The organism is Candidatus Paceibacterota bacterium, assembly GCA_035546035.1.
GTDB lineage: Bacteria > Patescibacteriota > Minisyncoccia > Phycocordibacterales > UBA6065 > UBA6065.
Window position 1 is genome coordinate 1 of the sequence record DASZXC010000006.1, and the last position, 10,958, is coordinate 10,958.

The 10,958-nt window shown below is 56.4% G+C and carries 9 protein-coding genes, 1 tRNA gene and 3 rRNA genes; 1 reads left to right on the forward strand and 12 read right to left on the reverse strand.

Annotated features, from left to right (window positions below):
• The 8 genes from VHE10_01200 to VHE10_01235 all read right to left on the reverse strand — a co-directional run.
• Nucleotides 1–289, reverse strand: a 16S ribosomal RNA gene (locus VHE10_01200); the annotation flags it as partial.
• A 390-nt stretch (nucleotides 290–679) separates the two neighbouring features.
• On the reverse strand, nucleotides 680–922 hold the full coding sequence (locus VHE10_01205) for a KGG domain-containing protein (GenBank protein ID HVU06394.1): 243 nt from the start codon (nucleotides 920–922) through the stop codon (nucleotides 680–682).
• Nucleotides 923–1,014: 92 nt separating this feature from the next.
• Nucleotides 1,015–2,454: a S1C family serine protease gene (locus VHE10_01210; protein ID HVU06395.1), complete on the reverse strand. Its 1,440-nt coding sequence runs from the start codon at nucleotides 2,452–2,454 to the stop codon at nucleotides 1,015–1,017.
• Nucleotides 2,455–2,517: 63 nt separating this feature from the next.
• Nucleotides 2,518–2,599 (reverse strand) — tRNA-Leu (locus VHE10_01215).
• A gap of 41 nt (nucleotides 2,600–2,640) precedes the next feature.
• On the reverse strand, nucleotides 2,641–3,552 hold the full coding sequence (secF, locus tag VHE10_01220; GenBank protein ID HVU06396.1) for a protein translocase subunit SecF: 912 nt from the start codon (nucleotides 3,550–3,552) through the stop codon (nucleotides 2,641–2,643).
• Nucleotides 3,553–3,554: 2 nt separating this feature from the next.
• Nucleotides 3,555–4,862 carry a protein translocase subunit SecD gene (gene secD / locus VHE10_01225; GenBank protein ID HVU06397.1) on the reverse strand — a complete coding sequence of 436 codons (1,308 nt, stop codon included), beginning with the start codon at nucleotides 4,860–4,862 and terminating at the stop codon, nucleotides 3,555–3,557.
• A 122-nt stretch (nucleotides 4,863–4,984) separates the two neighbouring features.
• Entirely contained in the window at nucleotides 4,985–5,923 is a 939-nt protein-coding gene (locus VHE10_01230; GenBank protein ID HVU06398.1) for an SDR family NAD(P)-dependent oxidoreductase, read from the reverse strand.
• A gap of 56 nt (nucleotides 5,924–5,979) precedes the next feature.
• On the reverse strand, nucleotides 5,980–7,308 hold the full coding sequence (locus VHE10_01235) for a sugar transferase (GenBank protein ID HVU06399.1): 1,329 nt from the start codon (nucleotides 7,306–7,308) through the stop codon (nucleotides 5,980–5,982).
• Nucleotides 7,309–7,401: 93 nt separating this feature from the next.
• On the opposite strand from VHE10_01235, the gene VHE10_01240 reads away from it, so the two are divergent.
• A complete protein-coding gene (locus VHE10_01240; protein HVU06400.1) occupies nucleotides 7,402–8,559 on the forward strand; it encodes a glycosyltransferase family 4 protein in 1,158 nt (385 codons plus the stop codon).
• On the opposite strand, the gene VHE10_01245 is transcribed toward VHE10_01240, so the two are convergent.
• The 4 genes from VHE10_01245 to VHE10_01260 all read right to left on the reverse strand — a co-directional run.
• Entirely contained in the window at nucleotides 8,534–9,679 is a 1,146-nt protein-coding gene (locus VHE10_01245; protein HVU06401.1) for an FtsW/RodA/SpoVE family cell cycle protein, read from the reverse strand. The genes VHE10_01240 and VHE10_01245 overlap by 26 nt on opposite strands.
• Nucleotides 9,680–9,710: 31 nt before the next feature.
• Nucleotides 9,711–10,469 carry a hypothetical protein gene (locus tag VHE10_01250; GenBank protein HVU06402.1) on the reverse strand — a complete coding sequence of 253 codons (759 nt, stop codon included), beginning with the start codon at nucleotides 10,467–10,469 and terminating at the stop codon, nucleotides 9,711–9,713.
• A gap of 70 nt (nucleotides 10,470–10,539) precedes the next feature.
• A 5S ribosomal RNA gene (gene rrf / locus VHE10_01255) occupies nucleotides 10,540–10,647 on the reverse strand.
• Between the two features lie 83 nt (nucleotides 10,648–10,730).
• Nucleotides 10,731–10,958 (reverse strand): 23S ribosomal RNA (locus tag VHE10_01260); the annotation flags it as partial.

Genomic DNA, 10,958 nt, shown 5'->3' on the forward strand with positions numbered 1-10,958 from the left:
TCCCATCGGTGGGGGTCAGCCTCTCAGCTCCCCTAGGCGTCATTGGCTTGGTAGGCCGTTACCCTACCAACTACCTGATACCGAGCAGGCCGATCTTCGAGCGATAAATCTTTACCCCGGAGGGACTATCGCGTATTACCCTGCCTTTCGGCAGGCTATTCGCGACTCGAAGGTTCGTACCTACTTATTACTACCTCGTCTGCCGGTTGCCCTTGCGGGCCCCCTTGACTTGCATGCCTTATCCACGCCGCCAGCGTTCATCCTGAGCTAGGATCAAACTCTTGATATAAATCCATGCGACAACCCCGAAGGGCTCTCGCCTGGATCGAACGGAACAAAATAGACAACAGTATTACCTGCTACTACTTTGAACCTGGAGATTCCGTGCTACCGGAATCTCACAATCCTATGGTGACCGAAGGCTGAATCTGCCTCCGATCATAAATCCTTGTTCTAAAAGAATAGTTTCTTGAACTTGCACATACAGATAGAAAAAGTTTTACCAGTTTCTACCGCACGTTCTCTTTCAATTATCTCAATTGTCAACGAACCCCTCGGTAAGCCCTTCCGGCGAAGCAAAAAGTGCTTTTGAGGCACTTTCTGCGTACTGCCCAGGTTTTTAACGAGGTAAAGACTATTATACACAGGGCTTCTATGGCGTCAAGCATGCGTCCCGAGGCTAATGCCGGCCGCCTTCTCTGCCCGCTTCGCGGGCTTTATCGCGGTCATTGGCGAAATTGCCGGGGTTATTCTCCTGTCCCTGGCTCTTGCCGCCCTCGCGTCCTGCCTCGCGCGCCCTTTCCGGATCGTTGGCGAAATTGCCGGGGTTATTCTCCTGCCCCTGGCTCTTGCCGCCCTTCGAAGCTATCTCCCTCTGCTTTTCGGGATCCATGCCGGCGAATCCCCTGTTTTCGTTTGCCATGCTGTTTTTAGGTTAAGGTTCTAATGTCGATGAATATTCAAGACGAGCTTTTCACATCGTGCGGCGGAGAGCTCGTGCGCTGATATTACGAATCAGAAGATGCGGACCGATTCGCCGGAGAAAGAGTCGAGGAGGGTCTTTTGATCGGCTTTGAAGTATTCGCTTACGCCTTCGAGGAACGCCCCCTCTTCCATGAGATAGTCGTGCGTCGTTCCCGCTCCAGCCGCAAGGTAGGCGTCGTACTCGTTCTTCCTCTTCGTGAGCAGGTCGAGCTTCGCGGTATATTCGGCGAGCTTCGCCGAATTGAAGGACTGGACGTTCTTGATTATCTGTTGCTGATAGGTTCCGAGCGTCGCTATGTCGGCGCTATGGTCTATGAGGAACGTGCGCAGGTTGTAGGTCTGGTTCTTGAGGAAGTCGGCCCCTGACGCTTGCGCCTCAGCGATCTGCTTGAGCTTCTGGAGATAGAGCTTGGTCATCTTGCCGTCCTCGTCGTTCGAGAGCTTGTTATTGAAATTATCGAAGCTGTTAGGGCCGGTGGCGGCGGCGATGGCGTATTCGATGACGCCGCTCGTCTTCACGCCCTGGTACATGCCGTCGAGCTGGCCGCGGATATCCTGCTCCGTCGGTGATGAATATTCTTTGCGTATGAAGAGGCGCATGCCGGCGATTATCTTCGGCGCGACGGCCTGGATGGCGGTCTCGGCGACGGTATACTTGAGGCAGTTCGTCCCCTGTTCGAGCACGCGGCAGATAGAGGAGGTCGGGATACCGACGAGCTCGCCGCGATCGTTCACGATGACGCTGCCGTTGTCGCGGGGCTTCCCTTCGGCGACGAGCTCGATGCCGTCGGCCGTCTTCTTGGCAACGGAGGATTTGATCGGGGACGAGCCATAGCCGAGGACGAAAGCGGCGTCGCCCGCCGAGAGGCCGCTTTCGTAGACGGGCTTAAGGTACGGATAGGAGCCGGACGGCATGATCTGGACCACGGCGACGCCGCGGGTCTCGTCTATGCCTATGAGCCTTGCCGGCTTCTTCGCGCCACTCGAAAGCGTGACCGTGATAGGCGTTATGCCGGCTTGGTCCTTGATCCAGATGCGGGTGTCGGTGAGGATGCGCCCGCTCGCGTCGAATACGGCGCCGACGGCGGTCGAGGTGGCGCTCTCGATGAGGACGACCGATGCTTTCGTCTTCGCATCGATGCCGCTTTCGGAAAGGGCTGCTGCGGGCACGGAGACAGGAGCCTTTACTTGCGGAGCGGGAGCGGCCGCTTTCGCCGCGCTCGCTTCGGCGACGTCGGCGCGCGACAATGCTGCGCGCAACTGCGCCTCGAGGTCGGCGATGCGGGACTGAAGCTCTTCTATCGTCGGAACGATGCGGGAGCCTGAAATACCCGACACGACGACAGGAGTCGTCGTAGCAACTGCCGAAGGCTTCGCCGCGGCCCACGAGAAAGGATTCCACCACGCGGCCTGGGCAGATGCCGGAATGACCGCCAAAAGAAGCATGAGCGCGCCGATACGCTTCGTCATATATGACTTAACTCTGGCCCATAATCCGGGAAAAATCAAACCCGCCCTCTGCCGCCCAAAAAGTGAACACGGAGGGACTCGAACCCTCAACCCTTGCGGGATACGCTTCTGAGACGTACGCGTATACCAATTCCGCCACGTGTTCGTCGGGATTATAGTATCCCACTACCCCGTTTACGCATAGCGCTAGGCTTTCTTGCCTTCCTGCCACGCATATACCGTGACGAGGAGCGGCGAGCCGAGGAATATGGACGAATAGGTGCCCGCAGCGATGCCGACGAGGAGCGCCAAGGAGAAATGCCTCGTCGCCTCCGCGCCGGCGAGATAGAGCACGAATATGGCGATGAGCGTCGTGAGGGACGTGTTCACGGATCGGACGAACGTTTGGTTGATGGATTCGCCGACGATGACGTCGAACGACTTCTTCTGCTTGCCTTCATGATTGTGCTTCAGATTCTCGCGCACGCGGTCGAATACGACGATGGTGTCATGGATCGAGAAGCCGAGCACCACGAGGAGGGCCGTGACGAAGAGCGTATCTACTTCGATTCCCGCGATATGGCCGAGGAGGGCGAATACGCCCGCAGGGATGATGATGTCGTGAGCCAACGCGATAATGGCGATGACGCCGTATTTCCACGATTTGACCGGCCTCGAGACACCCCTGAACGCGAACGTGATGAAAAGTACGATTGCCAGGAGCACGAGAGCGATGGACATCCACGACTTCTGGAGGGCTTCCTCGCCGAGTATAGGGCCGACGGAGTCGAAGCGTTTTTCCGTGAGATTCGCGCCGTTCACCTTCAGGACGCCGATGACTGCGTCATGCGCTTCCGGAGCCAGCTCTTTGGTACGGATGATGAATCCTTCGGCGCCCGTTTCGCGGATCGAATATTCGCCGAGATCGAGCTTATCGAGAGACGGCTGGACCGCTGAAATGACAGGCCGGGTCGAAGACGCATATTCGACTTCGATGATCGAGCCGCCCTTGAAGTCGATGCCGGGCTTAAGTCCCCACAGCCAGAGCGCCGCTACCGATCCCGCGATGAGGAGAACGGAGAGAGCGTAGAAGAATTTTCGGTATTTTACGATGAACATGTTTAGTTGTGGCTTATACCCGAGCTGAAGAAGAATCGGGCGAACTTACTGTTCCCCTTCGCGCCGACAGCGATAAGGAGCGTTCGCGACGCCGTGATGGCGGTGAACATCGAGACGACGACGCCGAGGCCGAAGACGAGCGCGAAGCCCTTGATCACCGGCGTCGAGGCGAAATAATAGAGGATGACGGCCGTGATTATGGACGAAAGGTTCGAGTCGCGGATCGAAAGCCATGCGCGGTGGAAGCCTTCCTTGATAGCCGCCGGCAGGTCGAGGCCTCGGCGGAGCTCTTCTTTCATTCGTTCGAAGATAAGGATATTCGCGTCCACGGCCATGCCGAGCGTGAGCACGAAGCCCGCGATGCCCGCCGCCGTGAGCGTCACCGGGATCAATTTGAAGAGCGCGAGATTGAGCGCCACGTAGATAGCGAGAGCGATCGTCGCCACGATGCCCGATATGCGATACCAGAAGATCAGGAATATGCCGACGGCGATGAATGCGATGATGCCGGCGAATACCGATGCGTCGAGGGCGCCCTTGCCGAGCGTCGCGCCGACGGTCTGGGTCGAAGCGAGGCTGATAGGCACGGGAAGCGCGCCGAGGTTCAGGTCACGGACGAGAGAGCGCGCTTCGTCGACCGTAAACGTTCCGTTGATAACCGCATTGCCCGACGTGATCTCGGTCTGGATGACGGGCGTCGAGATAGGCTCGCCGTCGAGGAATATGGCGAGGGGCTTGCCTATGTTCGCTTTGGTGATATCGCCGAAGAGCTTCGCCCCTTCGTCGTTAAAGGTGATGGCGATGCGCGGCGCGTACGTCGTCTGGTCGAATTCGAGGTTCGCATGCGAAAGGTATCGGCCCGTGAGGCCCGTCTGGACGAAGATGTCGTCATAGGTCGCCTTCGCCTTTTCCGCGTCGGTGAGTTTGTCAGCGCCCGGCTTCACGAGGCGGAAATCAAGGACCGGCGTGCGGCCGATCAGGTCCACCGCCTGCTTTACGTCGGTAACGCCCGGCAATTCGACGATGAGCCTGTGATCCGTCTGGCCGATGACGCCTCCCGTCTCTACCTGCACGATAGGCTCGGACACGCCGAAGAGGTTCACGCGCTTTTCAACGACGTTTGCGAGCGACGTCATCGCGTCGTCTATCTCAGACGGAGCGAGGTTCGACGTGTCGGCGTTGAACACGAGGTGCGTGCCGCCGGAAAGGTCGAGACCGAGTCTGTACGACTCTTTATTGATATATGCGAAATGGGCGACGCCATACGCGAGGACCAAGAGAACGAGTGCCGAAATGCGCTTTTTCCACATGGGAATGCCTGAAAATGGGGGTCAATGAGTAATGCAGGGCTATACTAGCGTTTATTCTGTGGTTTTGCAAAACAAAAAGCCGGTTTCTGCTCTCGCAGAAACCGGCTTGTAAATCGCCGTGGCTATCCGTCAATCCGATGACGCTCCTTGAGGTCCGCGATCCCTTCTTCAAGGGTTATCTGCGGCTCCCATCCGAGAAGCTCTTTCGCCCTGCGGATGTCAGCCAAGCTGTGGCGCGGCTCGATGCGCGGAGCGATGAATTCGCGATCGCCGCCGATCATTTTGGCCATATCGAGCACCGAGACGTTACGTCCGGAACCGATATTGACGACTTCACCCTTTCCAACATTATCGCTTTCAAGGGCGAGAATGTTGGCGCGGACGACGTCGCGCGCATGCACGGTATCGCGGGTCTGGAGGCCGTCGCCCGTGATCGTCATCGGCTTGCTGTTAGCGCGCTGGTCGATGAATTTGATGATCGCCTGGGCATACGGACCCTTCGGATCGGCATTCGGCCCATAGATGTTGAAGTAGCGGAGCGACACCGTCGGTAGACCGTAATGCAGCGCATAGTTCTTGGCGACATATTCGCCATAGAGCTTCTGCATCGCATACGGGCTCATCGGGTTCGGCATCATATCCTCGTGGAGCGGCAGCTCCTTCGAATCACCGTATGCCGAACTCGAGGCAGAATATACCAGCCTGCGGGCCTCAGCTCGCTTAGCCGCCTCGAAAACGTTGATCAGGCCATCGACATTCACGCTGTGGGCCTCGGCCGGATGGTCGATCGAGAACTGCACGCGCGGCAAGGCCGCGAGATGGAACACGCCGTAAAGGCTGCCCGCCTTCTGCGCGATCGTCCTGAAAAGCTCGACCAGCACCGCGCGATCGCGGATGTCGACGTTGTAGAAACTCGCGCCTTCCGGCACGTGATCGAGCTTACCGGAGACGAGATTGTCCACGACATGCACCTGGTAACCCTGCTTCAAAAGCTCGGGAACGAGATGGGATCCAAGGAATCCCGCCCCGCCCGTAACGATAACTGTCTTTTTGTTTTTCATGGTTTTAAAAGGTTCTTCTTCACTACAAGCTACCCAAAACGAGAAAAGTTACAAGCTTACACACCCTTCCTCGACACGAGCTCCTTCACGGTCTTGAGCGCGATCACGAGGTCGAGAAGGAACGACCGGTTCTTGATGTAATAGAGGTCATACGAGAGCTTCATAGCCGTGTCCTCATTGCTCGCCGAGAATTTCGGCGGAGTCTTGTGATATATCTGCGCCCAGCCCGAAAGGCCCGGCTTTATGATGTGGCGGATCTTATAGAACGGTATCTCGCTCTCATACACCTTTACGAATTGAGGCAGCTCTGGGCGCGGGCCGATGAGAGACAGGTCGCCCTTCACCACGTTCCAGAGCTGCGGCAGCTCATCTATGCGCGTCCTTCGGATGAAAGCGCCGACGCGGGTCACGGACTGCGGCTCCGAAGCGCCCGTCTCGTCCTGGGCGGCGACGCTCATGCTCCGGAATTTAGCGATGCGGACGATGCGGTCGTCCTTGCCTACCCTTTTCTGGAAGATGAATACAGGCCCCTTATCCTCGGCTTTTATAGCAAGGGCTATAAACGGATATAAGATCAGAGAAACGGAGCCGAGCACGAGTGCGAGCACCACATCCATGATCCTTTTGAAGGCATCATAGAAGACCTTCGGCGACGTAGAGACGTTCTCGAGGAACCAGTGATGGCGGACCAAGGAAACAGGTATCCTATCGAATACGCCTTCATATATCTCGTCTATATCCATAAAACGAACCTGAGAGAAGATGAGGTTATAGAGGTTCGGAAGCAGGATCTGGACCCTATCGCTGTGAAGATCGGCTACGATAAGGGACGGCTTAAGCACCTCTATCTCGGCCGCTACCTCATCCGATGGCCGGCTCGGATCGATCAATGCGACGAAATCGACGTTGTAGAGCTCGCCTGCGCCCTTTGCCAGAGCATTTACCTCTTCCCCCTTTCCTATAAGGACCGCTCTCTCCCGCGATTTAGGGACGAGGATGAAATAGCCGGAAAGCCTCCATGCGAGGATGAAGCAGAGCGATATAAGAAGATAGAGAAAGAGCGTCGTCTTCGGAGTAATGCCGTACCATGGAATGAAATAGAAGAATGAAACGGCGATGAATATGTTGACGATCTGGGTCCGGATGAGAAGGCCTTTGAGTTTCTGGGCGAATATGATGCTCTGCTTGTCATAGAGGCCGGAGATGAAGAATACGAGCACCCATACGACGAAGAGGAGCGAAAAGGGTGCGAGATGGTCGTTGAACGTCAGCTTGTCAGGCGTGCCGAGATATCGGACGAGGAGGGAAAGCCAAAGCGAGACGACGAAGAAAGCGACGTCGCCGAAGAGAAGAATCCAGGGAGCCTTCTTGCTGAAGGAAGTCATACAAGATGTAATACTACACTGCCCCGGCTTAGTTACAAGTAGCGCGGATGGTGCAGAGAAACTCAAAAAAAGCTATAATTAAAGCCTCATTTTATGAACAATCCCGACCGGAAGACAAAGGTCTTGTACGTCATAACTAAGTCTAATTGGGGCGGCGCGCAGAAGTACGTCTACGACCTCGCCTCCTCTTTGCCGCAAGACCGATTCGAAGCCGTCGTCGCATTCGGCGGGTCAGGCACTCTCGCCGAAAAGCTGGCGGCCGCCGGCATCCGGACGATGTCCGTAGACTCTCTCCAAAGGGATATGAGCGCATTGGCCGACGCGAAGAGCTTCTTCAGGCTCTATTCGATATTTAAGGCAGAGAGGCCCGACGTCGTCCACGTGAACAGCTCGAAGGTCGGCGGCATCGGAGCGTTCGCCGCGCGCATCACGGGCGTTCCTAAGATCATATTCACCTGCCATGGATGGCCGTGGAACGAAGACCGCGGCCTTCTCTCACTCTGGAGCATACGATTCTTTTCATGGCTCACGATCGTCCTCTCGCATCAGACGATAGCCGTATCCGCCCGGGACCTGAATGACGGAAAGAGGCTCTTTGGAATAAAAGACAAGCTGGTCTTGGTCCATAACGGCGCAAAGATACCTAATTTTAAGGAGAAGACTGAAGCCCGGGCGCATCTGCAGGCCGCGGCTCGGGCTAAGGGCGTCGCCATCGCCGATAGCGATTTCCTCGTAGGCGCTATAGGCGAGCTCCATAAAAACAAGGGCTATGAATATCTCTTCCCCGCTTTCTCCTCTCTCGACTCTCGATTCAAGCTCGCCGTCATAGGCGAGGGCGAGGAGCGCGACAGATTAGAAACGCTTGCGAGAAGCCTCGGCCTCGAAGAGCGCGTCGCTCTTTTAGGATTCATAGAGAATGCCTCGACATACCTGCGCGGGCTCGACGCTTTCGTCCTCTCGTCAATAAAAGAAGGCCTGCCCTACGCGGTCATCGAAGCAGGATTCGCGGGACTGCCAGTCGTGGCGACGAATGTCGGCGGCGTCAAAGAGATCATAGATGACATGAGATCGGGCATCCTCGTCCAGACGCGCAAGCCTGATGACACGGCAAGGAGCCTCGATCTCATCGCGTCGGATCCGGACAAAGCACGTTCATTCGCCGAAGCCCTTTCAGAGAAGGTTCAGAAAGAGTTCGCCCTCTCCCGCATGGTTTCCGAGACCGTCGCTATATACCGAGGAACTCGTTCTTAGTCTCTTCGCGGTGCGCCGCGCGCATGGACTTTCGATACGATTGCAGGATACCGAGCGCGAAGAACGACGTGAGCAGATGCGAACCGCCGTAGCTCACGAACGGGAGCGTGATGCCCGTGACCGGCAACATCCCCATGTTCATACCGACGTTTATGAAAAAGTGGCTCATAAAAAGCACCGCGAGCCCGAGCCCGTAGAATATCTCGAAATTAGTGACGCCGCGCCGCGCATTGGCGATGATGCGCCAGACAAGCACGCCGAACACCCCAAAGAATATGATGACGCCGATAAATCCCCATTCCTCGGCGAATGCCGCGAATATGAAGTCGGTCTGGTATTCGGGAAGGAATTTGAGCTTGGACTGCGTTCCGTAACCGATGCCTTTGCCCAGGATCTCCCCTGATCCGACGGCGATCGTTGATTGGCGGGCATTATATCCGGTCCCCTGCACGTCGGCCGTCGGATGGACGAAGTTTAATACGCGCAGCTTCTGGTACTCCTGGAATCCGAAATTCCAGAGAAGCGTGAACGCGATGACGGCGCACGAGAACAGGATAGCGAGATGCTTTTTGGAAAGTCCCGATACGAGCGCCATGCCGAGCCACAGGCATCCGACGATCATCGCCGAGCCGAAGTCGGGCTGGAGGGCGATGAGTATGAAGAGGATCGCCGTATATGCGCCAGATACCAGGATGTGGCGGATGTTGGCGATCTCGACGTGCCTGCGAGAGAAATATTTCGCCAGGACGAATACGAGCACCAGCTTCGCCGCGTCCATGGGCTCGAACGACACCGCGCCGAAATGGAGCCAGCTCTGAGCGCCCTTCACTTCCCTCGCGGCGAGAAGGAGAAAGCCCAAGACGGCGATGACGGCGCAGTAGAGCGTGACGAGGACGTTGGTGCGGCGCAGGAACGACCAGTCTATGAAGCTCGTCCCGAAGAATACCGCTACGGCCACGCAGAGCCATATGATCTGGCGCGAGAAATAGTAATTGTCGCCGATGAAGGAGTTCATGGTAACGAGGCCGAACAGCGCGAGCGTCACCGCCGCGCCGAACATCATCCAGTCGATGCCGCCTTTCGCTATGCGCTCTCCCGCGCTTTTGATCATGTCTACCATATGGTTTTCGGTTCCCTGCTACCGACCGCGTCTATTTGCCCGTCCCGACGAACAACACCTCCGTCCTGACGACGGACGTCGCGAACGGCTCCGGCCAGGTGAAATTGATCATCTGTCTATCTCCCGGCTTTATCGGATCAAGGACGGTCTTCGAGAACGATACGCGGTTGTCCGAAGCGTCATAGAGGATGATGTACGCCGTGACGTCCGAATAGGTCCTGTCCACCGATTCGTTCCTGACCTGCACCTGCGCGCGCGGGCTTCCCGTCTGGATCAGGTCGGTATTTTCGGCGCGAAGCTTCGAAAGCATGCTCCCCTGCCTCCAATCAGCATCGCCGGTGAATTCGAATGTCGTCCTCGCCGGGACGCGCTCACCGGTCGCTATGCCGCCTTCGAATACGGCGAATCTCTGTCCGGCCGGGACGTATGCCCTGCCGGTTTTCTGGACGATGAGGAGCCCGTCCTTGTCATAGAGTTTGAAGAGATACGGGACCGAAGCCGCTTCCACTGACGTATTCGGATTCTGGACATATGCGAGAGCGTTGTATACGCCCGGAAGGACACGGACCGAATAGCTCCAGAGCACGCGCGGCGCGGCATAATCTGCCGGACAAAGCTTAGCGCAGTTTCCGCCGCAGTCTATTCCCGTCTCGGCGCCGTTCATCTTGCCGTCAGAGCAGGTAGGGGCGCGATAGAAGGTGAAGAACGACGGCACGCCGACGAGGAGCACGAGCCCCGCCAGGAATATGAGGAAATATCCGAATCTGCGCCGCATTGACCAGGATGACATAGGTGGAAATATTATATCAGACAAGAGAAAAACCACCCTTACGGGTGGTTTTTCATGATCAAATCCTCTGTTCTGGCGACTACCTACTTTGGCCCCGAAGGACTATCATCGGCAGTACGACGTTTAACTTCTCTGTTCGGAATGGGAAGAGGTGGTTCCATCGCCTTGAATCACCAGAACAGAGGATTCGATCCGCTGTTTTTTGACTGAAACAACAGGTATATAAATTATAATTATCGAGGAAAGTCAGTGATTTCCAAATTTCCTAATAAGATCGAGCAATTAGTACTTCTCGGCTCAACACATCGCTGTGCGTACACCTAAAGCCTATCAACCTGGTAGTCTTCCAGGGCTCTCAACGATTCCTAATCTTGGAGTGGGCTTCCCGCTTAGATGCTTTCAGCGGTTATCCCTTCCGGACATAGCTACTCTGCGTTGCCACGGGCGTGACAGCAGATAGACCAGCGGTCCGTTCACTTCGGTCCTCTC